This window comes from Pedobacter puniceum (assembly GCF_009674685.1).
GTDB classification, from domain to species: domain Bacteria; phylum Bacteroidota; class Bacteroidia; order Sphingobacteriales; family Sphingobacteriaceae; genus Pseudopedobacter; species Pseudopedobacter puniceum.
This window is the reverse complement of sequence record NZ_WKJI01000002.1, coordinates 12,978-39,764: the sequence shown is the minus strand read 5'-3', so window position 1 is coordinate 39,764 and position 26,787 is coordinate 12,978. Positions and strand designations below refer to the sequence as shown.

Genomic DNA, 26,787 nt, shown 5'->3' with positions numbered 1-26,787 from the left:
TAAAAAAAGCTAATTGGACGAAAGTCTAATTAGCTTTTTTATTGTAATTGCTTTCTCTATCAATAAATTATTGTTTTTTCAAAAGAATAACAGACGTGAAAGGTTTTAATACAATAGGTTCATCTACCTTTTCTCCATTAATGAGAAAGTACTGATCTTTTGGAAAATTAAAGGTCTTATCTTGTTTACTATCATTCACCAAAATCTCTGAGAGCGTATTTTTTGCCCAAAGGGTTGAGGCGTCAATGACAGTACTATTTTCATCTTGCCTGTATAGATTACGCCAATGCTCAAAAGTTAAATGAAGTTTAGAATTCTCTGGAACTTGTTTGGTTTCAAAATAAATGGGTGTCGTAGATTTTGTATTGATGTAGGTGTTATTATCGAGTGTGCCAATTTTTAAAGTTGGACCTATATAATTTTTTATGCTTAATGCTTTTTGCGAAGCATTGTTACTAGCAATTACATTATTGGTGTTCACGCAATCATAAATTTTTCCCAGTTTGGCCCATTCTGCATAACCTAAGCCTTCTTGGCAATTAAATACATTATTCCCTATAAAACTATTTTTAAAAGAAGCATCATTATTTACCATGCCCGCAGCCCCAGTTTTAATAACGGTATTATTTTCTACTAAAACATGATTAGTATTATTATCTAAATAAATCCCAAAAGCTAGGTTAGGATTATTTGGTGTAGCCTCGCTATCTCCAACGCTGTACCTTACAATATTATTTCTAAATATTGAATGGTGGGTGGCTCTTGGATCAGATCCATAACAGTATATATTGGCTCCATCATTTAAGGTTAAACTACAATAATCTATTACATTGTATTCTAAAATATTGTTATTCCCATCTACCCGGATGCCGTTATAGCCACAGCTATCTATTCTGTTATAGCGTACTAAATTGTGGTTGGCATAGGTGCTGTCAGTGGATTTTTTTCTTTCATTGTTATGAATTAAAATTCCGGTAGCTCCGTTAACGCCAGTAAATCCATGCCCCCTTACCAAACCAATACGTCTGATAGTATTGTCTGATATCTCCAATTTATAAGGTTCTAAAGCAGAAATCCCTCTTCCTAAAATATCCTTAATATAATTTCCTTCTATACTGCAATGAGAAGAAGCACTGTCTAACTCAATTCCGTTTTGATGGATGTTTTGAAATTGATTATTTAAGATTTGAATATGAGATAAATGTCTTCCTCCACGAATTCCTGCCTTTTCATATTGTTGAAAGTTGATGTCTTTTATTTTAACATATTTTACATTATCTGCTATAAAAAGCCCATAATCATAAACAACCGCTCTTATAGCTTTAGGCTGTTTCTCTTTAGGCATTTGAAGCAGAATTTTGTTATTGCTCCAGCTCCATTCATAGGTACTATCAACCATGTTTGGTAAACCTTCTAAAAAAAAGCCATATCCTTTTCTAAAGTTATAAACAGGTATGCTACCATTGATAGTCCGGTCAAGAAAACTTCTATCAATAGGATAACGATCTTGTTTACCTTGTTCTATTAAAGTATTTTTAAACTTCTTAACGCTTCTCGTCTCATACACCCAATCAATGGTACGTATTCTTAGGGTTGCGCCGTTCCAGTAATCTTCTGGTTCTTGTAAACTTAAACTACTTAAAGAATCCTTGCCAAATCCCTTTTCTACTTTCAAAAATCCCGAATTAGGATATCGAGCAGGAGTAAAGCGATAATTTTTCTCATAAATATCAAAGACCTTTTGATTTAATGAAGCTTCATATTTATTATTGCCTATGCTTTTCCAGTCTTTCACAGTAATGGAACCTAAAAATAAAGGATTGACACCTTTTCCAAAAGCAGTAATAACAATAGGATGATTTCTTGTGCCTGATTGCTGAATATCTAGAGTACCAGTAAATATATCTCCTCTCTTAAAAAAGAGTGTATCGCCGGGTTGAAGTTTGAAATTTTTGAGTTTATTAAGCGATTTCCAAGCTGTTTTAGGTGATTTTCCATTGGCTTTATCGTTTCCTGATGCTGAGAAATAAAAGTTTCTAGCATAAGAAGAGTTAAAGCAAATAAACAGGTACGCAATTGCAAATAATAATTTTTTCATCATGTAATAATAAAGAAGCTTTATTTAATTAGGTTAAATACATCAAATTTAAACCTCTTAAATAGGATTGTATATATCAAAATTGACATTTTCTTAAACTTTTCTGCATATTTCTTTTCCTTTATCGAATATCTAGTTTAAGATTTTGATAAAATAGTTGAAGTGTTTTTGCACTTTGTCTTTTATTTTTACTTAAAACACAATCCCAATGAAGTTATACCTTATACTTTTATTCTGCTTATTTTATAAGTTCACGCTCGGACAAGATAAAGCACTTATTAAACTTAAAAATCAAGTAAGTTTAGAAGTTGATAAAAACTTTATTTCTTATAAAGCAGATGCACAGCAGCTTTATCAGTACGCAGAGTTAGGCTATAAAGAATATAGGAGTAGCGCCTTATTAAAGAATAGGTTAAAGACCAATGGTTTCAAAGTAGATACTGTTTTACAAATACCTACAGCATTTGTAGCTACCTATGGTACCGGCAAGCCGGTAATTGCTATTTTGGCCGAGTATGATGCATTACCCGGTTTCTCACAAGAAGTTAGCCCTTATAAATCAGTAAAGGATAGTCAAAGTAACGGGCATGCTTGTGGACATCATTTATTTGGTGTTGGAAGTGTTGCTGCTGGTTTAGAGATTAAGAAATTAATTGAGCAGGGGAAATTAAAAGGAACTATAAAAATTTATGGTTGCCCAGCAGAAGAAGGAGGAAGTGGGAAAGTGTATTTAGTAAGAGATGGTTATTTTAAAGATGTTGATATTGCTTTTCATTGGCATCCGGCATCTAGAAATAGGGTCATTACTACAGATGCACTAGCCAATATCTCAGCTAAATTTAGATTTAAAGGAGTTTCTTCACATGCTTCTGCTTCTCCGCAAAAAGGAAGAAGTGCCTTAGATGGTGTTGAAGCTATGAATTATATGGTTAATATGATGCGTGAACATATTCCTCAAGAAAGTAGAATACATTATGTGATTACTGATGGAGGTAAAGCCCCCAATGTTGTACCAGATTATGCGGAAGTATATTATTATGTTAGACATCCTGATAAAGAAAATGTTAAAGCATTGTTTGAAAGAATTGTATCTTGTGCAAAAGGAGCTGCTTTAGGTACGGAAACAGCTGTAGAGTATGAGATCATCGGAGGAACGCATGATTTACTTATTAATGTGAGTTTGGCTAAGCTGATGTATCAAAATTTGGAAAAAGTTGGAGGCTTAACATATACTAAGGAAGAATTTAAGTTTGCTCAGGAATTATCTAAGAGTCTTCAAAGAGAATTGACTGTTCCAGAAAAAATTGAAGCTTTCTCTTTAGCCAAAGAAAGTACCAATGGAAGTACTGATGTGGGAGATGTTAGTTATATAGTACCTACTGTTGGTGTAAATACGGCAACTTGGATACCAGGCACTTCAGCCCATAGTTGGCAGGCTGTAGCTTGTGGGGGTACAGATTTTGCCATTAGAGCGACTTCAAATGCCATTAAAACACTGGTTTATACTGCTATAGATTTATATCAAAACACAAAACATATAGAAACAGCTAAGATAGAGTTTAATAAAGCTATTGGAAGTTATCAATACAAACCATTATTAGGAGATCGAAAACCAGCTTTAAATTACAGAGATTAATTAGCTTTTATTTTCAAAGTTTTTCTGATAATCAAAAGGAGTTTTACCTGTGATGGATTTAAAACATTTGTAAAAGTTAGTAAGGTTATTAAATCCGCTTTCGTAACATACTTGTGTTACAGATAGTTTATTGTCTATTAATAATTTACAGGCATAACCTACTCTAATTTCTTTTAAAAAGTCAGAGAATCTTTTTCTTGTTTTAGTTTTAAAATATCTACAAAAAGAATTTGGACTTACATTAGCAATATCTGCAATTTCTTCAAGTGTAATTTTTCTTTTAAAATTTGAAGAGCAATATGCGTATATCTTGCTGATATTGTCTTTGTCTTGTGTTTCCATTTGTAAGTCAAACCCTACAGAGGAAAGTATTCGATTGTTTTTACCTTCTGAAATAGTATGTAGCACAGTCAAGAGTAATATTATTCTAAGTTCTCCATTAGAATTAACCAATTCTTTCATTAATGATATAACCTTCGGCTTGATTTCTTTTGAAATGTATATTCCCCTTTTAGCAGTAATAAGTAGCTCTTTTATTTTTTTATTTTCGGGTAAATTTATAAAAGTATCAGACCAAAAGTTAGGTAGAAAATGTGATACCAATGCCTCTGCATTTAAATCTGGATTGTTTTGGAAATAATTATCGTCACATCTCCAATAATGAGGTAGATTGCTGCCTATCAATAAAATATCCCCTTTTTTGAATCTTTCAATACTATCGCCAATAAATTGTGTTCCATTTCCTTCTTTTATATAAATTAACTCCGCCTCAGGATGATAATGCCATTTGTCATAGAAATAAGGCACAACATCATGTCTAATGCTAAAAGAATAATATTCAGACGGATTAATTTTGAGTAGAGTAGGTTTCATCTAATTAAATTGGCTTATAAATCTTAGATTAATTCTAATATAAAATTTATTCTTTTTTCGGGGCCGCAATATCTATAATAAATTCATTACAAAAATTAGAATTTGTAAGTAGCTAATATAGTTGTAAACATTGCTTACAATTTTGAAGATTTGCGCCATTGTTAAGCTTAGTTTTAGAGTATTTTTCTTAACATAATCTTATTTGTTAATGCGTAATATTTTCTCAATTATTCTATTTGTTTTATTATTTAATCCAAAAGAAATAAAAGCATTTTTTAAAGGGATTGATAACAAATTATGGTATAAAAGAGCTGCTGAAGTTTGGGAAGAAGCCTTACCAATGGGTAATGCCAAAACGGGGGCAATGATTTTTGGTCATTATAAGCATGAACGACTTCAATTAAATAATAATACATTATGGTCTGGTTATCCGCAGTCTGGGAATAATCCAAAAGGAAAAAATGCACTTCCCTTAGTAAGACAGGCTGTTTTAGAGGGTGAATATGACAAGGCTAAGGATATTTGGAGAAATAATCTTCAAGGAAGCTATTCTGCCCGCTATTTACCTATGGCAGATTTGTTTATTAATTTTAATTATAAAGGCTTACATGTTAAATCCTACAAGAGAGAATTAGATTTAAATCATGCAATACATCAAGTTTCATATCAAGTTGGAAATGTTATTTATAACAGAGAGACATTTATAAGTTATCCAGATAAAGCTTTAGTTATGAAAATTACAGCAAGTAAACCGCATGCTATTAATTTTACTACTAGGTTAACAAGCAAATTAAGGTTTAAAACTGCTACGCTAACTAATGATTATTTAGTTTTAAAAGGAAAAGCACCTAAACATGTTGCCCATAGGGCTAGCGAGCCTCAACAAATTGTATATGATGAGCAAGAAGGGATGACTTTTGAAGTACATTTAAAAATAAAAGTAGAAGATGGAGTAACTGTATCTAATGATGATGAAATAACTGTAAATAACGCTACATCTGTATTCATTTACTTAACAGACGCTACAAGTTATAATGGCTTTAATAAATCACCTGTTTTGGAAGGTAAAAACCCTGAAATAGAAGCAGTTTCAGATTTAAATAAAATAATTGCTAAATCTTATGAAGAAATTAAAAACCGACATTTAAATGATTATAAAAGTTTATTTGATAGAGTTCAATTTAAATTACCGGTTAATCATAAGCTTAGTAAATTACCCACAGATGAGCGCTTGAAAAGACAAGGTATTAAGGGAAATGATCAAGGTTTACAAGCCTTATATTTTAATTATGGACGATATTTAATGATATCCGGTTCTAGACCGGGCTCTGTTCCTACTAATTTGCAAGGGATATGGAATAATTTAGTACAACCTCCTTGGGGTAGTAATTACACAACCAATATCAATACTCAAATGAACTACTGGCCTGCTGAAAATACAAATTTATCGGAATTGCATCAGCCATTATTTGATTTTATGGAGTTTTGGGCAATAAACGGAAGGGAAACCATAAAAACTAATTATGGTATAGAAGAAGGATGGACATTACATCATAATTCTGATATTTGGGCTAAAACGTCTCCTTCGGGGGGATATGATTGGGATCCAATATCTGATCCTAGTTGGTCTGCCTGGGTAATGGGGAGTCCTTGGTTTTCTACTCATTTACATGAGCATTTTCTATATACGGGTGATTATAAGTTTCTAGAACAAAAGGCTTATCCATTGATGAAGGGTGCTGCACTTTTCTTGTTAAATTGGCTGCAAAAAGATGAGAAAGGGAACTTTGTCACTAACCCGTCTACGTCACCTGAAAATTTATTTAAAATAAATGGGAAAAGTTATGCTATAAGTATGGCAAGTACTATGGATATGGCTATCAGTAAAGAGTTTTTTTTAGCTTTTATAAAAACTTCAGAATTACTACAAATCGATGAAGAATTAAGAAATAGGGTTAAGAATGCTTACCAGAAATTATATCCTTATCAAATTGGGCAATTTGGACAATTGCAAGAGTGGTTTACAGATTGGGATGATTATAAAGATACTCATAGGCATGTTTCACATTTATTTGGCTTATTCCCAGGGACACATATTACGCCTAAAAATACGCCAGATTTGGCTGCAGCTTCTCAAAAATCTTTAGTTTTAAGAGGTGATGTAAGTACAGGCTGGTCTATGGCATGGAAGATTAATTGGTGGTCGAGATTACAAGATGGTAACCAAGCATTAAGAGTTTTAAAATCTGGATTAACATATATAGATCCACTTAAATATTATAATAAGGAAATTGGTTCGGCAAGTTTTAAAAGCGGTTTACCATTTAATGCAGGAGGCACCTATCCTAATCTTTTAGATGCGCATCCTCCGTTTCAAATAGATGGAAATTATGGGGCTACAGCCGGTATTGTGGAGATGTTAATGCAAAGTCATACAGATGCGATTGAGTTATTACCTGCTTTGCCAGAGGAGTGGAGAGAGGGTGAGATAAAAGGAATTAAAGCTCGGGGTAATTTTACTATTGATATGAAATGGAATGCAGGGAGCTTAAATGAAGCTCTCATTTTATCAAATATTGGAGGAAACTGTAGAGTTCAAACAAGTACTCCGGTAAAAGTGGTAGGCTATATATTTAAAACTGCAGAAGGAAAAAACAATAATCCTTTGTTTAATAGCCCAATAAATATGAAGTACGAAAACCATTCTAAAGAGGTAATAGTGCCAGTTAAACAGCATGTAGGTTATACTATTGATTTCATGACAGAAGCAGGTAAAACATACAAGATCGTACCTGTTAATGATTAGTTATTAACTGTTAATTTGTAAAACAACATAACTTATAAAATATAGATAGCGGTTTTAATTTTAGACCACTAAGCTATAATTTTATGAGACATACAGTTTAAAAGCCCTTAACTATTTTTTTATTAATTTATAATGATGTATCTGCACAAGAAATAATTTAGTTCTAACACAGAAGTGCTCCTTAATCTTTGTAATAGACTATTTTGAAATAAGTAATCTACTTTATCGGATAAATATTTTCCAGCAGATTACATTTAACACAATCCTTATATGGGAAATTGTACAGAATCATTTAAACTATCGGCAAGAAAATGGAATAACTAAGAAAAAAACGTTTAGACACTATGCAATCAATACCGATAACTCAAAATAGAAATCCTATTTTTATTTTATATATAAGTCTAACCAATTTAAAAAAGTCCCAAACCAGTCTTCATTAGTTTTTCTAGTTAAAAAACTATTACCATGTCCACCAGATGGATATATATGCATTTCACTTATTACATTAGCGTTTTTAAGAGCTAGGTTCATATTTATGCTATTTTCAACAGGCACAACTTTATCATCATTAGCGTGTACTAAAAAAGTGGGAGGAGTTTCAGCGGTTACTTGTAATTCGTTTGAGAAATAGGTTATTTTATCTTTATTAGGATTGGCCCCAAGAAGATTCTCTAAAGATCCTTTGTGTGTGTACTGCCCGAAAGAGATAACAGGATAAATTAATGCCATAAAATCAGGTCTTAAATTAGTTTTTGCTTTATTTTCAACTACTTGATTGTTGAAGTGGGTACCCGCGGTAGCTGCTAAATGTCCCCCTGCAGAAAAACCTATTATACCAATTTTATTGGGATTTATGTTAAATTTATCCGCATTTTCTCTTACAATCTTAATAGCTTGTTGCGCATCTTGAAGCGGACCAATAGATTTATCCTTCATAATCTCATCAGAAGGTAATCTGTATTTTAGAATAAAAGCTGTTATACCTTTATCTGTAAAACGCTTTGCAATATTTAAACCTTCGAATGTCATAGATAGTACCCTATAACTGCCTCCAGGACATATAATTACAGCAAGTCCGTTGAATTTATTTTGGCTTGGGCGGAAAACAATTAATTGAGGGTTGGAAACTTTACTAATAATTGTTCTATTACCGCTTGTGTCAATTTTTTCGATATAATCTTTAGCTTCTAATTTATTAGGAATCTCATTCTGATAAAGATTAAAAACTTCCTGACTTTTAGCAGCTAAATTATTAGTTAATATAATTAAAAAGGTTATTAATACTTTGCTGATTAATTTTTTCATGATTGTATCTAATATAAGTTTCCAACAATTGCTAGCTAGCTCATTAAAACGGGTTTCTAACTAAGCATATAGGCTTTGGAGTTAGGGTAAACAAAATACCAAAGCCCAGCATCATTAAAAGAAAGGGGGATTTAAACCTAGATTTTTCGATACTTTTGCGACATATTTTAAGTAACATTCCTAATCTTAATTTCTGCTTCATAAATATTATGGAACTAAGTAAACAGGATCTCCTTTTTTATAAGGGATACATCCATCGTATCTGCCTGGTACTTCTACATAAGTTAAAACTTTGCTACCACCTATTTCTGATGTAAAATAACCTAGCAAGGTTAGCTCTTTCATCATTCTAAAATAATGCGGAGGAGCTTCTTTTTCTTTAGTTTCTTGATATGTCTTTTGTTGCTTATCTAAATTGGTTAATAAAGCTTTTTTCTGCTCTTTATCTAAAGAAAGGAAATCTGTTTGGTATTGCCTTTTAGCTTCCTCATCAACGTTTTTCAATCCATCAAGGAAAACTTTTTGATGCTCTTTATCATAACAATCTTTCACAATTAAGGCCATAAATTCACCTGCTTTGGTAGCTTTAGCACCTGGCGTATCTGTCTCTGGAATGATAGTTTCTGCAATTTCATCTAGCAGCAATACATCATTGGCGTTAAACAAATCATTTATTTGCTTTGGCGTTGAAGTACAACCGGTTAGAGTGAAAATTTCTGCCCCTAAAACAGTTCCCCCTAATAATAAGGCAACTGATGATATGGCTTCTCTTCTATTCATGATTTTAATGTTTTTAATCTTTTAGTTAAACACCTAGCGTCCAGCCGGCTCTATAGTTTCTTTTTACAAACTGATTAGCTTCTTCAAAATTGGTTACCCGCATTTGATCATTATCCCAAAGTAATTTGATGTTTCTACCTGGGAAAATGTCTTTACCATCTTTTTATGTCTTAATATCATAAGACCTGATAGCTAAGTTGGCCATTAATAGAGCTTCTGTTAACGGCACTGCTTTTTCAAACGGAGAGCTCAGCACTTGGTTAAATACCTATATTGGCAGTTTTTGCACATAAACACATTTGCCCAACTGCTTGGTTGTTAAGTTTATGTTTCCATGACAAGGTATTAAAGGTTCATCTTTTTAAGTTCAGAAACTGCATGGTCTACGGCTCTGGCTGTAAAGGCCATATAAGTTAATGATGGGTTTACGCAGCTTCCTGATGTCATGAAAGAACCATCTGTAACGTAAACATTCTTAGCATCCCAAACTTGATTATGCTTATTTACAACAGATGTTTTAGGGTCTTTACCCATACGAGCTGTACCCATTTCATGTATACCTTGACCAAAACCATAACCATTGTCATGAGCTTTAACATCTTTAAGACCTGCTTTTTCAAGCATTTCTTGAGCGTCATCCATCATGTCCTTACGCATTTTAATCTCATTCTCTTTTATCTCAGCATCAATAGCTAAAACAGGTAAGCCCCATTTATCTTTTACTGTTTTATCTAGGGTAACTTTATTTTCATGATAAGGCAAAATCTCACCAAAGGCGCCTATCCCCATGGTCCATTGCCCAGGTTGTGCTAAAGCTTCTTTTAATTCTACACCTATGCTTAACTCGGCAATTTCGCTGTTCCAGCTTTGTCTGCTAGCCCGCCCTTGATAACCAAAGCCACGTAGGTAATCACGCTTTTCGCCATTCATATTTCTAAAACGTGGCACATAAATACCATTTGGTCTTCTTCCGTAGTAGTATTTATCATCATAGCCTTCTGCTATCCCCACTGCACCTACTCCTGAATGATGATCCATCAGGTTATGACCAAGCTCGCCACTGCTACTGCCTAAGCCACCTTCCCAAACATCAGTTGCAGAATTCATTAAAACCCAAGCAGAGTTTAAGGTTGATGCGCAAAGAAAAATAACTTTGGCTTTATACTCGTAAGTTTGGTTAGTTTCTGCATCTATAATCTCTACACCAGTAGCTTTTTGGGTGTTTTTATCATAAAGTATTTTAGTAACGATTGAATGCGGACGAAGCGTAAGATTACCAGTAGCCATAGCAGCTGGTAGGGTTGAGGATTGCGTACTGAAATAAGCACCAAAAGGACAACCTAAAGAACATTTATTTCTGAACTGGCAATTGCTACGACCTTTAACAGGAGCTGTAACATGGGCAGTACGACCAATAAACATATGTCTTTGGTCTTTATATTGTTGTTTGATACGAGCCGCCACATCTTTCTCAACACAATTTAATGCCATTGGCGGCAAAAACTCGCCATCAGGCAAATGAGCTAAATTTTCTTTAGACCCACTTATACCGGCAAATTTCTCTACATAGCTGTACCAAGGAGCAATTTCATTGTAACGAACAGGCCAGTCTACAGCAATACCTTCTTTAGCATTGGCTTCAAAGTCTAAATCGCTCCAACGGTAAGATTGTCTTCCCCACATTAAAGACCTACCGCCTACATGGTAGCCACGGTACCAATCAAAGCGTTTTACTTCTGTATAAGGAGCATCTTTCTCGTTAACCCAAAAACTTAGGTTTTTTTCTGAGAGCAAATAATCCCTTTTAAGAACAGGATAGGTATCTATCATTTTCTGAGTTTTAGTGCCTCTGTGCTCAAACTCCCAAGGAGCTTTAGTGGCATTTTCATAGTCTTTTACATGCTCTATGTTTCTGCCTCTTTCGAGCAAAAGTGTTTTCAAACCTTTTTCTGTAAGTTCTTTAGCTGCCCAGCCACCAGATATACCAGAACCCACTACAATAGCATCATATTTTTGTTCAGACATTTTTTGTGATTTAATTCAGTAATTTTTTATAAGTTTATTTTATAAATATCAATTAAACTATTTTGCTTTTGTATAAGTGGTTTTCCTTAGTTGAATCATTGGTTTTACAAAATGTATCTCTGAAAAATTCTTACAAAAGTTTCAATATCCCTAATTAATAAGATAATAAACTTCAATATATTACTTAATAGTTTGGTCGAAAATAAATTATATGGCTTTTATTTTTTACCCATCAATTAGCTTATTTTTTAACTATTTTGTCAATTTTTCATTTATAAAAGCACAAATCTGGAAAGTAATTTGAAAATTGATGTATCCTTTAGTCTTAATGTCCTTTAACAATGGAAATTATTTCACAACTCTTTCTCTTGCAAAGATTATTATTTATGCAATAGGCTTTCTAGTCGAGTCTTAAATTAGTAATTTACTAAACTACAAAGCTTTTAAAATACGGATAACGGTTTAATAATAGTTTAGGGTTATACTCAGCTAGAATTTTATGAGACACTCAATTTTAAAGCTCCTAACTTTTTTATTAATTTATATTGATGTAACTGCACAAGAAATAATTGTTAGTTCTAACAAAGAAGTAGTCCTTAATTTTTGTAATGGACTGTTTAGATATAAGGATTCTAGTAATTGATAAGTATATACTTGAAGATTATATTCAACACAATCCTCATGTAGCAGATGGTAGAGAAACCTTTAAACGAGCAGCCAGAAAATGGGATCTTTATCATACACCTAAGAAAAAAATTGAAATTATTAAAGTGATAGCTGATGAGGATTATGTTATTTTGCATCTTAAAGAGCATTGACAAGATAAGCTTTTCTCTTCGGTAGAGATATTTAGATTAGAAAATAGTATGATTAAAGATAATTGGGAATTAGGCAATAAGTACTAACGACAGCTCAAAATAAGCATCCTATGTTTTAGAGTTACCATTTTTAAGTTAATGAATTAATGAATCTTGTGTTATATTTTTGTTTAATATTTATAACACTAACGTAAACTGTGTATCTAAAATTTATATTTAGGCATCAATTTGTTAAAACTATAATAAATAAGATTAAATATTCCTATTCGATGTTTGTGATATATGAAAATCAATAATCACAACATGAAAACAAAGCTTAAAAAGTCGACCAGTTTTTTATTGGCAGCCTTTATTGTTCCTTCAGCTATTACAGCTTGTAAAAAAAACACAACTAATACAGAAGAACCAAATCTGGTAGAAATTAAAGATAGATCAGTAAATCCTGCTCTTGTAAATACTTTATCTGGATTTGAAAATTTAAAAATCACAACATTAATAAGTAGTGATGATATTCTGCCAGAATCACCTGATTTTATATTTGGAGCTCAGCCAGATGGTGCTGCTGTGCTTAAAAATCCTGATGGTAAAGGTTATATTATGATTAATAATCATGAAATTTTACAATCTGTATCAAGAGTTTATCTTGACGAGAATTTTAAGCCAATTAAAGGAGAATATATTGTAGATTCTGATGGTGGTATGACTCGTCTTTGCTCTGCAACACTAGCTACACCAGAGGAACATGGTTTTCCTAGACCGGTATTTTTGACTGCAGGAGAAAGTGGAGTAGAATCTATGACACATGCAATCGACCCTTTTGGTTCAGCGTCCGAAAAGAAAAATCAATACCGTGTGAAATCTGCTTTAGGTAGATGGAATGCAGAAAATGCAGTACCATTGCCAAAAGGAGCTTATCCGGGTAAAACAGTAATATTAATTGGTGAAGATGAAAGCGATGGGCAATTAGCTATGTATGTTTCTAATACTCAGGGTGATTTAGAAAGCGGTAGAGTATATGTTTTAAAACGTACTGATGATAATCCAGTTGAAACAGATATTTTGAAGAATAATTCTTATAACGTTGAGTTTGTTGAATTAGATAATGTAAAGTCTAGCACAGGGGCGCAATTACAACAACAAACTGTAACTAAAAAAGCGATTATGTTTGCTAGGGTAGAAGATATCGAGTACAGAAAAGGAAGTGCTGCTAATGGAAGAGAAGTATATTTTGTGGCTACTGGTGTTTCTCAGTCTGATAAAATTACTCCAGTTGCAGGTAAAACAATGTGGGGTAGACTATATAAGTTAGTTTTAGATGCAGATAATCCACTTAAAGGAAAATTAGAAGTTGTGGTAGATGGTGCAGATAACCCTGGGAAAAGTATAGTAAATCCAGATAATGTTTGTGCCACAGAAAACTACGTTTACATCCAAGAAGATGGTGATTCTTTTTATGCAAATAATGATCATGACGGAACTATTTGGCAGTATAATATAGCATCAAAAGCTTTAAAGCCTATGTTACGTATGAACCATAATAGAACCAATGCTGCTTTTAATGCAAAATATAATCCATCTAATGATACTCGTTTAAGTTCATGGGAGTTTGGTGCTATGTATGATATATCAGATTTAATTGGCAAGCCTAATACTTTTGTGGTTAATATACATCCTCATACTTGGAGAGATGATAAATATAGAAATGCCGATAAAGGAACTACACGTCTATCAAATAATAATGAAGGTGGACAAGTAGTTATTGTTACTGGTGTGGCTAAATAAGAATTTAACATAAGAGGCTATCTTAATATTGAATTTGTCGATAATGATTTGATTCATTTTTTAGATAGCTAGAATCAAAACTATTGATAGTATTAAAAGTCTTTGATTTTAAGAGAAAAATCCTAAAAGCTAAATAGATAGTCTCTTATTAAACTTCAGAATTATATGAATGCCATTATCAAAATGAAATAACTATCATTTTGATATGGCTTCTTGTTTTATAGTTATGATAACAAGACAAAAAATAATTGTTTACAGTTGTTTACTGTTATGCTTAACAGTAATGCTGTTCTGCTCAGAAAGAAAGCAACCTATAGCGTATACTACAGAATTTGTAGAAAATAATTTAAAAGCTTTTGAAGTTGCTATTACTAAGCTTTCAGAGGAAGCTAATAAAAGTGAAATTTCTGAAAGTGAGCTTAAAGAAAAATTTTTAGAAGCTAGATCGGTATATAAAAAAATAGAATTTTATATTGAGTATTTTTTTCCAGCATCATCAAGAGTAATTAACGGAGTACCTATTGCGGAAATAGAATTAGGAGAAAACTTTATTGAGCCACCTGGTGGTTTGCAAGTTATAGAAGATTATATTTATAATCCTATAGGTGCTGAAGAGAAAAAAGAACTCGAAAACGAGATTAATAAATTAGCTTTGGTAATAAAGAAAATAAATCTTTATCAAAAAGAGTACATCATAACAGATGAACAGCTTTTTGATGCTATTAGATTAGAAATTTTTAGAATTACAGCCTTAGGCATAACCGGTTTTGATACTCCTTTAAGTTTACATGCTCTACCTGAAACTTCTCTAGCTTTGGAAGGCTTAAAAAAAGTTCTAAGCCAATATCAGTATCATGAAAAGGTAAAGAAACAAATAGAATCTGCTCAAGATTTTATCAGTAAAGAAAATGATTTCAATCAATTTGATAGGCTGGCTTTTATCACCAATTATTTACAACCATTAAGTTTAGCTCTTCATCAACAACGTAAACAGTTAAATTTAGATACCGTAGAAAGTAGCGCTGCTCTTTACAATGATGCTATTAGTTTATTCCAAGAAAATGCGTTCAATCCCAATAAATTTGTAGGTAATTATACAGAGTTTTTAACGCAAGAAAAGATTTTATTAGGAGAAAAACTATTTAATGATAAGGTTCTTTCTGGTGCAAATAACATAAGTTGTGCTTCTTGTCATCACGAAAATAAAGCTTTTACCGATGGTTTAAAAACGGCAAAGGGCTTATCTAAGAATAATTTACTTCGTAACACACCTACCCTATTATATGCTGGTTTTCAACGAGGTTTTTTTTATGATTTAAAAGCAGGTTCTCTAGAAGATCAAGCTTTAGATGTTGTACACCATAAAGATGAAATGGATGGTAGTCTTCAAGAGATTTCAAAAAAAGTACAACAACAAACTGCTTATAAAAAGTTATTTAAAATGGCTTATGAAAACGAAGAAATAACACCATGGAAAATACAGCATGCTTTAGCTAGTTATGTGAGGTCGTTAGCGCCATTCTCATCTCGATTTGATAAATATATGCGAGGAGATAAAACACAACTGAGTGATGTGGAAAAGCGTGGCTTTAATTTATTTACAGGAAAAGCAAAATGTGCTACCTGCCATTTTATGCCTTTATTTAATGGTACGCCGGCTCCACTTTTTGATAAGACAGAGGTTGAAGTATTAGGAGTACCTTTGACTCCAGATACTGTAAATGCTAAGATTGATACAGACTTAGGTAAATATGCATTGAATAAGTATAATCAATATCTATATGCCTTTAAAACTCCTACTTTGAGAAATATTGCTAAAACAGCTCCCTATATGCATAATGGGGTTTATAAAGATTTAAATCAGGTAATGGATTTCTATAACAGAGGAGGAGGTGCGGGATTGGGTATAGCTTTAGATAACCAGACTTTACTTGATACCAAGCTTAATTTATCTGCTTCGGAGATAAACGATATCATCAGCTTTATGAAGACTTTAAATGATGAGTGATTGAAAAGATTAAAGAACGAGCTATTCTTATTTTAATGGTGAAGAATAGCTCGTTTAAAAATGCTTATTTCTACTTCTCAATTCTATTTTCCCATCTTTGCAACATATCGGGTCCCCATTCTAAAACACCAGCTCTTTGTTCCCATTTTTGATATTCCTGTATAAGTAGTTCAACTACTTTTGGATATTTTAAACGCACATCTGTAAGCTCAGTAGGGTCTTTCTTGAGGTTGAAGAGTTGCCACTCTTTGGCATTTTGTTTTACCAATTTCCAGTTTTTATATCTTACAGCTTTATTTCCTTCATGTTCCCAAAAGATATATCTTTCATGCTTATCTTTCTTTTGAAATAAAGCAGGTATTAAGGATTTTCCCTCTAATGCTAAAACCTGATTGTTCTTATAAGTTTTTGGATATTTGGCATTTGCCAGCTCAACTATGGTAGGCATAATATCCATAATATGACCATTGTAAGGAGATAAAGTATTAGCTTTGATTGTTTTTGGATGATAAGCTATAAATGGACTAGTTATACCACCTTCTTCAAGGTACGATTTATATAACCTAAAAGGAGTATTTGATAGGTTTGCCCAAGGTTTTTCATAAGATTGCCAACTTAAACTATCTCCGGCAGCATATTTACTGGTGTTAATTTTAAAAATCCGATCTAACAAAACCCTATCTTCGGAACATGCACCATTATCTGACAAGAAAAAGATATAAGTATTTTCAAGCTGATTTTCTTGTTTTAAAGTCTTGATAATTTCTCCAATTCCTTTATCCATCCTATCTATCATGGCAGCATAAACAGCCATCCTATTTGCCCAATCTTTTTTTTCTGTTTCATTTACGCTTTCCCATGCAGGTATATCAACATCTTTTTCTGGAAGCTTTGTTTTAGACGAAATGATGCGTTGCTCGATCATCTTATGGTACCTTGCTAGGCGTAAAGTATCCCAGCCTTTTAAATAGGTAGTTTCGTATTTTTTAATGTCTTCTTGCAAAGCATGTAAAGGCCAATGTGGTGCTGCATGAGCAACATATAAGAAGAATGGTTTATGAGTCTTGGTATTTTCTTTAATAAAATAGCTTGCATATTGGTTTATCGCATCTGTAAGATAATAATTTTCTCCACCTGGGTAAATACGTTGGCTATCAATAGCAAAGGTAGACTCGTACCAACTTCCATAAGCTTTGGTACCAAAATAATTACTTACACCATTGATTAATGAAAACGAACGATTAAAACCACGGTCTACAGGCCACTGTCCTCTAGCATTCCCAATATGCCATTTCCCGCTCATATAAGTATTATAGCCCGCATCTTTTAAAACTTCAGCTATGGTAACAGATTGATGGTTTAAATAGCCCTGATAAGCAGGTATTTTTAAGTCAATATCCATTTGACCTATACCTGCTTGGTGTGGATACAATCCGGTCATTAATGAGGCTCTGGAAGGGCAGCACCGGGCATTATTGTAGAACTTATTAAATTTCATTCCATTTTTGGCCAGCCAATCTAAATGAGGAGTTTGTATTTCTGAGCCATAAGCTCCTAAATCACTAAAACCCATATCATCAGCCATGATTACTATGATATTAGGTTTTTGGGCTAAAATTTTAGATGTTAAGGCTACATTCAAAAAGAAAATCAAGCCCAATTTGAGCTTGATTTTAAACTTCATTATATTCATATTAAGGATTTATTATTATTTTTTGCTGATGTATTTGAATACCATCTTTGCTAATGGTTAAAACGTAAGTACCAGCTGCCAATGATGACACGTTAATATAATCGCTATTTCTGATTTTAGTTTTTAAGACGGTTTGTCCGGCCATATTGGTAATTTTAACCTCATGTACTTTAACTGCTTCGGCTAAGTTTATAAAAATACTATCCTTTGCAGGGTTAGGGCTTACCACTATAGTTGTGGTGTTTAATTTGATGCTTATAATCTTTGAATAGGAGCTTTTCTCATCAAAATCAACTTGTTTTAATCTGTAATAGATTACGTTATCTGATGAATTAGCTTTATTAAGATTGACATCGGCATACGTATAGTTGTTGATAGTATTACTATTTCCTGCGCCACTTACTCTTGCAATATCTTCAAAAGTTTTACCATCATAAGAACGTTGAATGATAAAGTGGCTATTGTTAGCCTCGCTAGAAGTTTTCCAATTTAGCACAGCTTCATTGTTTAAAGAAAGTTTTGCAGAGAATGAGGTTAGAGATACAGGTAAGGTAATCAAGGCGGTAATATCTCTTTTCCATCCGCCATTACCTTGAGTAGAAGTGTAAAGCCAGATATTCTCGTCTGTACTGTTTTTGGTGATACGCATTCTTCTAATTCTAGGGAAATGTATATCATCAGAAAAATCACTCCAAGTTACCGCAGTAGAAGCATTATCAGGAATGGTACCCATGAAAACACCAAATCCTTTATTGTAACCAAAGGTATGCCAGCCAATAAATAATTTATCATGATAACCTACCATATCGCCAGCATTTAACCTGGTAGTAGAGGCGTTATGCCAATTAACCACTCTTAAATTTTCTGCAAGACTTTCAGACATGATAGATGTCCAGCTTGAACCGCCATTATTTGATATAGCAACCGATGTTTCACCTGCAGGTGATCCAGGAATGGTAGTATTATTAAAATTCCCTTTAATAGCCATGTAGGTAACACCATTATAGTCCCAAACAGATACTTCAGAAAGACCTCCGCCTGATAATACAGTAGTCCAATTCCAATTTGTACCGTTAAATTCTCCTTTATACAAAAAGCCTGATGCCGTAGCATAAATTACGTTTGAGTTATTAGGGTCTACGTTAAGAGAGGTGATGGTAGCTACTTCGATAGCAGCTTGTGCTGAGCCGGTTGCTAATGGTGCTGCAGTAATATTAACAATAGGTACAGTGGTAGCAGCAGTAGTACCATGCCCTCCGCCCACAACAGCATTACCAGTATAAAAAGCTTCAATATCGTTGATAAGCATTACCCCGCCACCAATATTTCCGGCTGTGCGGAATAAACCTAGATAAACTCTTTCGGTATTATTAGGGTCTACAGCAATATCTCTGATGGTGGCATTGGGTAATCCAGCTCTTGAGCTAGTTCCACCAGCTATATGCGCCCACACATCAGTATTGGAGGAGTTTACTAAACGCTTAGCAAACAAAGACCCTCCGGTTCCTCCTCCACCAAAAGCATTTGGTTGTCCATGTGCAACCACAACAGGTGTTTTGCCAGTTCCAATATTAGCAATTTCTACAGCCTCGGTTTGTGTTGTTGTGGGTTTACTTCGTGTAGCCCAAGAAATACCTCCATCCCAACTCTCCAAAATACCGTTATCTGCTTGGCCTTGTATGCTATAGTTATTGTATCCTGTACCATCATAATTAACAGTACAAGCTGTACCTAAGGTTTCATAAGTTTCACTGTTAGTACCGGCATTAGCAATGGTTTTGGTGTACCTGTTTTGCCAAGCATTATTATATGGGAAGCCCGGTGTAGCTGTATTGGCATAATAATAGTTTTGTAATCCTGTAGCCCATATCCCTCTCTCGGCCCATGTGGAAGGGGTGTAGTTAAAAGCCTGTACGCCAGGTATAAAATCTTCCCATCCGGGCTCATACGTAAATGCAGCTGTTGGTCCTGGGTTTACAGAACCTCTTGCATAAAACACCCTTAACCAATTATAAGAGTTTAATGTACCACTGCTATAATTAAAAGTTCCTTCATACAAACCTTGTCTGGCGTTTGAAGCAGTACCGATAATAATTTTATGTTGAGTAGGGGTAGACCTTGGGTCCATTTTAGGTGTCCACCAGGCGCCATTAAAAGCCGTTGTGGTAGCCCCTGTGGTAGCATTGGTTTGTCCCAAATTCCAACCATTGGTGTCTAAAACCGTCCAACTACCAGAAGTTATGTTAGCAGTAGGGCTTACATACAGTTTTGTAGTGGTAGTGGTTTGGCTACCAGAATTAGTAGGGTCATTTACAGTTGCAAAACTAGCATAAATAAATTGTCCATCAGGGCTAATACAAGCTCCATAGCAGTTAAAAGTACCTGTTGGCTGTGCTATTTTAGTCCAATCTGTGCCGCTATTGGTAGATTTATAAAGCCCTGCTGCTGCACCCAAATAAAGTGTATTATTATCATTAGGGTCAAAATCTAAAGAATAGGTATTCCTATAGCCTGTTGCAGGCTCATATTCTAAAGAATCCCAAGTTAAACCTTTGTCATTTGATCTAAAGAGAAGTCTTCTTCCTGTAATCAATGAATTAGATTGTGCATTCTGAAAGCTTACTGGCACTTGATTCTTATACCTAAATCCAATCCCTGCAAATACCTGATTAACATTTGAAGGATTAACATAAGCTCTGGACAGCGGGTAGCCTGCCAGTGTTAAAGTAGGCCAGTTATCTCCCTTATTATCAGAAATGTGTAAACCACCGCAGCCTGCGGAGTAAATGCGATTAGCATTACCGGGCTCAACAGTTATCCCAAAAGTCATGTTAAACCTGAGCTCGTAACCTATGTAAGTCCAAGATAAACCATTATTATCACTACGATAACATCCCTCCACATCTGATGAAAAATATACTGTACCATCAGTATTGGGGTCGGGGTCTAAACTTTGCACTTGCCCACCTGCACCGGGGTTCTGATTAAGCCATTGTGCCTGTACCGTTTGGGTTAATAGTAAGACGACAATGAGTAGTTTGAATTTAATCTTCATGAGTATATTGTTTTAGGGTTTTTGAATGATGATTTTTTTAGTGATTTTTTTACTTGATGACTGTATAGTGAGAAAATATACACCTGATGTTAAATTTTGAGTATTAATTTTTAAGTGATTATTTTCTTTGCCTATAAGCTTCTGTTGTTGCCATACAGTTGTGCCTAATAAACTGATAAGTTTAATTTCTGCTAATTCTTCATGAGCAAAAGATATGATAGTATTTAAATCACCACTAGAAGGATTTGGATACACTATTACCGTTTCTGTAAACGTATTTTCCTGAAGCTCTGGACTAAAGTTTCTTATCGCCATGAAACCAGAACTGAAAGAAAAATTACCAATGCTACTAGGGTAATTGCTAGAAGTTAAACCAGAGAAGCTACCTAATAAAGTGAAGTTGATATTGTCATTTGAACCTAAACATTCGAACGCGGAAAATGCTCTATTAGCAGCACTAGCATCTATCCTAATTGCAGTTGGATTGATTTCGTTTCCACTACCTAAATCAATGGTAATTTGTGCAGGAAAATTTTGTGCAATAGCCCATCCAGTTGTTAAGCCAGTATCATAGGCTTTCCAAGCATTGGTTCCTACATTAGCAACTACGGTACCGTTATCGGAGGTTAGTTTGTTTGTCGGATGTGCTGTAGTGCCTGTTAACCAAGTAATATCTTGTATAGTAATATCAAGTTCTACTGCACTTAAACCTCTTAGTCTTAAATACCTATAAGCTGGTTGGTTAAATGTGATATTAACAGGTGTAGATGTGGTTGTAGCACCATTATTATCTGTAGCTTTTGCCGTTATTTGATAAGTTCCGGTTCCAACATTATTCCATTGATAGGTGTAAGGGCTATTTAAATCCTCTCCTAATTTGGTAGTTCCTTGAAAAAACTCAACTTTTGTTATAGTGCCATCAGTGTCATTAGCATTAGCATTTAAAGTGATATTTGTACCGCTCTGGAAATTAGCATTGTTACTAGGCGAAGTAATACTTACCGTTGGTGCAATATTGCTGGGTACTTGATTTAAAGAGCGAGTCCAAGTACCACTACCTTGTGTTGCGGTCAAAATGTGAGGTGTTCCATTGATATCTCCAATTCTAGCCCTTTCTGTCCAAGGGAATTCGTGATGAGAACCATTTGTGTTTTCGGTTGCCCAATCAGCCCAAGATACTGCTAAAGCACTTCCTGTTCCTGTTATAGAACCCTTCATATAACCCATTCCTTTACGATTATTACGCATGCCTGCGCCAAAATAGAAGGCGTCTTGATAACCAACAATCCCCTTAAGGGTTATATTTTTTGTACTTCCAATAAACAACCAATCTTCCCAATCATGACTTGGTAAATGAGTTGATGCAGTAAATACTTGCTTAAAAGATGCCCCATCATCATCAGAAACAGATGCAGTAGGGTTTGCCGCCACCCCAGTTACATAAGCAATATAGGTTCTGGAGTTATGTCGCCAAACCGCAAAATCAGCGGCACCAGTTGCTAATGCGGATGTAAATGACCAAGAACCGCTTGAGAATGTACCTTTTCTAATGGTATTACCGGTTAAAACATATACGGTGTTTGCTAATGTTGGATGAGCAATTACCCTTTGTATATCGCCAGACAAAATACTGCTGAAATTGTTGCTATTGTTCCATAAATCGTAAATATTATTGATATAAAACAGACCTGTGGAAGTTGCTACATATACTTTTTTACCGTCTACAGCATCAGAAGAAATATCACTTACACCACCAGATATTCCTCGGCTGATGTTAGTCATCCAAGAATCTGTTAGGTTGGCGTTATCTAATTTACAAGCATGTAAATTTACAGTACCAGTACCTCCTAAAAAACCTGTTCCAGCTCCAGCCAGTACAACTTTAGGGCTTATATTCTTAACAATATAGCAGGATTGCCCATTTGGTACTCCTGGTCCATTTAACCTTGTCCAAGATTCTCCTCCATCCACACTTTCAGCAATACCGTTATCAGACATGGCTTGTACCATGTAATTTCCACTGGCATCTACATCCCAATTAATGGATGACGCAGTTCCTCTATGTTTATAAGTTCTGAAATTATTAGTTACGCTAATTTGTTCACTGTAACGTTCGCTCCAGCTAGCAGCGCTTACAGGCCACCCACTAGCTGCAGGGTTACCCTGTAACATGGTTTGATTACCTGTTGTCCAAATATTTCTGGAAGGCCAGTTGGTTGGCGTATAAGAGTAATATCTGCCAGTTACATCATAAGTATCCCAGCCTGGATTGTAAGCAAATGTTCCTAATCCATTTGCCTGTTGTTTGCCACTTGTCCATAAAATTTGTGTCCAAGCAGGATTGGATATAGTTGAACCAGAAATAGAGAAAGTATTTTCCCATAACCCACAAGAGCCAACTGCAGTACCAAGTAACACAGTATGTGAGGTTGAGGTAGAGCGAGGGTCTACTTTTGGATAAGCATATTCTCTTGAGTTTGCATCGCTGGATGCTCCTAAACCAGTACCTCTATTATTCCAAGTAAAAGAAGTACCTATATTTCTTGCGGCGTATAAAGTTGCTTCTGGGTTTCTACTGCCAGATGGTGCGCTTTGTCTCCAAGCAATAGGAGAATTTTCTGTGGTAAAGCATGCGTAAATCCAAGCACCATCAGGTGATATATCCATTCCTCTACCAAAAAAGGCACCTGTTGGGGTATTGATTTTAGTCCAACTACCAGCTGCACCATAATTGTTAGATACATACAAACCTGTGTGTGCAGAAACAAAAATTTGAGCCGGATTAGCTGGATTAACTGTAATAGAGTGTATATTCATGTAGTTTGATGTGGGCTCAAAAACTACTTCTGTCCAAGTAGTTCCTTTGTTTCTGGATACCCAAATTCTACCTGTATGGTAAAGGTCTGCATTGGTGGTATTAAAAGCATTGCTAAAACCAAAAGCACTCCATACAGATAGTCCATCTTTAATTTTCCATGAATTGGCAAAATACACATTATCAGAGTTGGTAGGGTCTACGGTAATGGTAGCTACGGGCATACCTCTTTGAGCAGCAGTTCCGGTGGTGCCTTGCCAATTTATGGTATGTGTTATCGGACTCCATGTATCACCTCCATTATCAGAGTATAAAACACCTCTAATAGTGCCTAAATAAACTCTTGCAGCGTTTTGTGGGTCAGAAGCTAAAGTGAAACACATACTGTTATGAATGCCTTCTGAAATGCTTTTATAAGAAATGCCATAATCTTCACTTCGGTAAAGACCTTCCACATCACTTAAAACATATATTCTTCCTGGTTTTGCTTTAGCAAGTACAATGTCTTGTACTTGCCCGCCTTGCCCTGGGTGTTTTATTTCCCAGTGTTGGGCATAGGCCATTGTTTGTAATCCTACAATAGCACATAGTAGTAATCTTTTAATCATAATTTAATTTTTAGATTTATTTATGGTCTTGTTTGAAGAGACCTTTAATTAATTGGTTAAATCAAAATTATGATTGTCATACATTCTCCTGCCATCACTCACCTTTAAAATACTATGGTTTCGCAAAACACAAGTAGAATAATCTTTCAAGGTAGGTCAGTCTTAGAACTTTTATAAGCGTTAATACGAGCCTCAATTTTATATCCGCTAAATTCTATCTGTTATGGAGTGTTTCTTTAAACTATATCGGCAAACTTTTAAACTTAGTTATCAAGTTTCGTTTTTTTAAACTTTAATTAATTGTAAAATCTAAATTTTATGATATTAATAGTGCCATCCTGATTTAGCATAGTGATATACATTTTTTTAATCTTTGATGAATTTTAACTTTTCATGATAGTCTAGATATTTAATTTCAATAAAATAGACACCAGGCTTTAAGTTTGTAATATTAATTTTGTAAGTGGAGGTATCATATAAAGTTTTTACTCCTTTTTCCTCGTAAACAATGTTTCCTAATATATCAGAAATATAAACTTCAAATTGCTGGATGGGTTTACTTGCATTTAATGTCATATTAATTTCAGTGGTAGCTGGATTGGGGAATAATTTAATTGAAGCAGCTTCATTTAGGGCTATACTGATGATATTGCTATAGTTGGAATGGCCATCAAAGTCTACTTGTTTTAATCGATAGTAATTATTACCTATTATAGGGTTTGTATGCGTATAAGAATAATTAATAGCCGTTTCAGAATTGCCAGCACCTTCAATACGTTTCAGAAATTTCCAGTTAGCTGCTTGTATAGAATTAGTATGCTCAATTTCAAAATAAGCATGGTCTTTTTCGCCTTTGGTTAGCCAGCTTAGCTGTACTTCTCGCTGATGATGAGCATGAGCTTTAAAATCAAATAGATTAACAGCTAGTGGAATAGGAGTAAGATCTGTAATAATCGCATTAGCATTAGTTGGTGTATTGGCATTATTAAATATTGCACTTTGTGCATTGCTACCAAAACCATAAAGCTTATAATTATTACCTAATGCTAAAGTATGGTTAAGTCCAGCCTCAACATCAAGCCAAGCTGTAACACCTGTGGGCATGGATACTTCACCTACAGCAAACGGACCTCCTGCACCTCTTCCAACGGCATTCCCAGAGCCCCAAGAATAAAGTTTCCCATCATTGGTAATACCCAAAGCATGTGTTCCTCCTGCAACAACTTTAACCCATGAAGTCGCTCCGGCAGGTAATGGTATTTCTACTGGGCTTAGCTGTCTATCAACAGTGGTATTTCCAAGTTTGCCAGTTATAGCATCATTTTGATCCTCATTACCACCCCAGGCATACAATTTTCCTTCTAGGGTAATAGCTAAAGAGAAATCTAAATATTCGCTTGCAAGATCATCAGTACCTCCATTAGGCTGACCGCCATCGGCATTAGCCCATTTCCAGCCCGTTGCACCAGCTGGTAAAGGTACTTCGTAAAGTAAACCATCAGGGCTGTTAGTGCTGGTTCCTGTTCCAAGTTGTCCGGCATAATTGTGCCCCCAGGCATACAATCTGTCATTTTGGGCAATAGCTAAAACATGGTTATAGCCGCTAAAAATATGTTTCCAACTGGTAACACCAATGGGATTAGGGATAGCAGTAACCGCAGGATCTGTTGTAGTACTACCTGGGGTTGGGCTCAATCTTCCTAAAGTACCATAAACATTTCTTCCCCAACTGTATAATTGGTTGTCAGATGCTATAGCTACCATATAACGTTCTCCAACGGCTACTTGTTTCCAACCTGTAGTGCCAGCTGGGTGTAAAATCCTACTAGGCTCGCAATTAGCAACATTAAAGGCTTGGCTTCTTATTTTATTTTCTGTGTTAGAGAGTTCTTCTGAAGCTAAATAACCTAATTGCCTAGAAGGGTTCCATCCCATAACAAATAATTTGCCATCTTGGGTAATAACTGCACCATAAGTCTCGCCAACCGCGGCAAATGATATATTAGAGAAAGCAGCAAAGGGATGATTTAATACGCTACTTTGGCTAGTACCTGTATTTACAGGAGTTGGTACCATACAATCTCCTAAGCCTAGTTGCCCTTCTACATTATCTCCCCAAACCAAAAAATGGTTATTATTATTACTTGCATAAGACGCTTGTGATCGGGTAAGCGACCAAAGCTTTTGGCTATAAGCATTATTGAATTGTGCGGCCAATAGTAAAGCTATAAGATAATTTCTTTTCATAAGTTATTTTATTGAGGATAAATGAATGTTTAAATATTTTACTAATCTGGTTAATATACTAGGTTATATGTAAAACTATTTATACTCATTTTTAAACTATTTTATCTTATTTGATGCTTAATGATTAATAAATACTGCGTTAGTTGTAAAATATATGATTAACGTAATAATATTTTTCTTTTAAGTCTAAATAGTTGTATAAATAGCCAAAATATGTAAAGTCTGTTTAGGGGCTGAT

General features: G+C 34.5%; 14 protein-coding genes. 5 read left to right on the top strand and 9 right to left on the bottom strand.

Going from position 1 to position 26,787, the window contains the following annotated elements:
• Positions 1-67 precede the first annotated feature (67 nt).
• Positions 68-2,101, bottom strand: a complete 2,034-nt coding sequence (locus GJJ64_RS06915) for a right-handed parallel beta-helix repeat-containing protein (RefSeq protein ID WP_154286991.1) — start codon at positions 2,099-2,101, stop codon at positions 68-70.
• A 205-nt stretch (positions 2,102-2,306) separates the two neighbouring features.
• Between GJJ64_RS06915 and GJJ64_RS06910 the strand changes: the two genes are divergently transcribed.
• Entirely contained in the window at positions 2,307-3,734 is a 1,428-nt protein-coding gene (locus GJJ64_RS06910; RefSeq protein WP_154286990.1) for an amidohydrolase, read from the top strand.
• Here the strand turns inward: GJJ64_RS06910 and GJJ64_RS06905 are convergent, their stop codons facing one another.
• Positions 3,735-4,607 carry an AraC family transcriptional regulator gene (locus tag GJJ64_RS06905; protein ID WP_154286989.1) on the bottom strand — a complete coding sequence of 291 codons (873 nt, stop codon included), beginning with the start codon at positions 4,605-4,607 and terminating at the stop codon, positions 3,735-3,737.
• 208 nt (positions 4,608-4,815) lie between these two features.
• Between GJJ64_RS06905 and GJJ64_RS06900 the strand changes: the two genes are divergently transcribed.
• Positions 4,816-7,413, top strand: a complete 2,598-nt coding sequence (locus GJJ64_RS06900; protein WP_154286988.1) for a glycoside hydrolase family 95 protein — start codon at positions 4,816-4,818, stop codon at positions 7,411-7,413.
• 384 nt (positions 7,414-7,797) lie between these two features.
• Here GJJ64_RS06900 and GJJ64_RS06895 read toward each other — a convergent pair whose 3' ends face one another.
• From GJJ64_RS06895 to GJJ64_RS06885, 3 genes are all read right to left on the bottom strand, one after another.
• On the bottom strand, positions 7,798-8,718 hold the full coding sequence (locus GJJ64_RS06895) for an alpha/beta hydrolase (protein WP_154286987.1): 921 nt from the start codon (positions 8,716-8,718) through the stop codon (positions 7,798-7,800).
• A 207-nt stretch (positions 8,719-8,925) separates the two neighbouring features.
• The gene (locus GJJ64_RS06890; RefSeq protein WP_154286986.1) at positions 8,926-9,498 is read right to left on the bottom strand and encodes a gluconate 2-dehydrogenase subunit 3 family protein; all 573 of its coding nucleotides are present in this window, start codon (positions 9,496-9,498) and stop codon (positions 8,926-8,928) included.
• A 345-nt stretch (positions 9,499-9,843) separates the two neighbouring features.
• A complete protein-coding gene (locus GJJ64_RS06885) occupies positions 9,844-11,523 on the bottom strand; it encodes a GMC oxidoreductase (protein ID WP_154286985.1) in 1,680 nt (559 codons plus the stop codon).
• 608 nt (positions 11,524-12,131) lie between these two features.
• Between GJJ64_RS06885 and GJJ64_RS06880 the strand changes: the two genes are divergently transcribed.
• The 3 genes from GJJ64_RS06880 to GJJ64_RS06870 all read left to right on the top strand — a co-directional run bounded on the left by GJJ64_RS06880 (position 12,132) and on the right by GJJ64_RS06870 (position 16,131).
• Positions 12,132-12,341, top strand: coding sequence for a hypothetical protein (locus GJJ64_RS06880; protein ID WP_154286984.1), 210 nt, complete (start codon positions 12,132-12,134; stop codon positions 12,339-12,341).
• A gap of 303 nt (positions 12,342-12,644) precedes the next feature.
• Positions 12,645-14,123, top strand: coding sequence for an alkaline phosphatase PhoX (locus GJJ64_RS06875; protein WP_154286983.1), 1,479 nt, complete (start codon positions 12,645-12,647; stop codon positions 14,121-14,123).
• 226 nt (positions 14,124-14,349) lie between these two features.
• Positions 14,350-16,131 carry a cytochrome-c peroxidase gene (locus GJJ64_RS06870; RefSeq protein ID WP_195759246.1) on the top strand — a complete coding sequence of 594 codons (1,782 nt, stop codon included), beginning with the start codon at positions 14,350-14,352 and terminating at the stop codon, positions 16,129-16,131.
• Positions 16,132-16,201: 70 nt separating this feature from the next.
• Here the strand turns inward: GJJ64_RS06870 and GJJ64_RS06865 are convergent, their stop codons facing one another.
• The 4 genes from GJJ64_RS06865 to GJJ64_RS06850 all read right to left on the bottom strand — a co-directional run bounded on the left by GJJ64_RS06865 (position 16,202) and on the right by GJJ64_RS06850 (position 26,549).
• The gene (locus tag GJJ64_RS06865) at positions 16,202-17,815 is read right to left on the bottom strand and encodes an arylsulfatase (protein WP_195759245.1); all 1,614 of its coding nucleotides are present in this window, start codon (positions 17,813-17,815) and stop codon (positions 16,202-16,204) included.
• Between the two features lie 10 nt (positions 17,816-17,825).
• Complete coding sequence (locus GJJ64_RS06860) at positions 17,826-20,879, bottom strand: T9SS type A sorting domain-containing protein (RefSeq protein ID WP_154286980.1); 3,054 nt, start codon at positions 20,877-20,879, stop codon at positions 17,826-17,828.
• Positions 20,880-20,891: 12 nt separating this feature from the next.
• Positions 20,892-24,302: an Ig-like domain-containing protein gene (locus GJJ64_RS06855; protein WP_154286979.1), complete on the bottom strand. Its 3,411-nt coding sequence runs from the start codon at positions 24,300-24,302 to the stop codon at positions 20,892-20,894.
• Between the two features lie 366 nt (positions 24,303-24,668).
• Positions 24,669-26,549 carry a T9SS type A sorting domain-containing protein gene (locus GJJ64_RS06850; protein WP_154286978.1) on the bottom strand — a complete coding sequence of 627 codons (1,881 nt, stop codon included), beginning with the start codon at positions 26,547-26,549 and terminating at the stop codon, positions 24,669-24,671.
• Between the last annotated feature and the right edge of the window lie 238 nt (positions 26,550-26,787).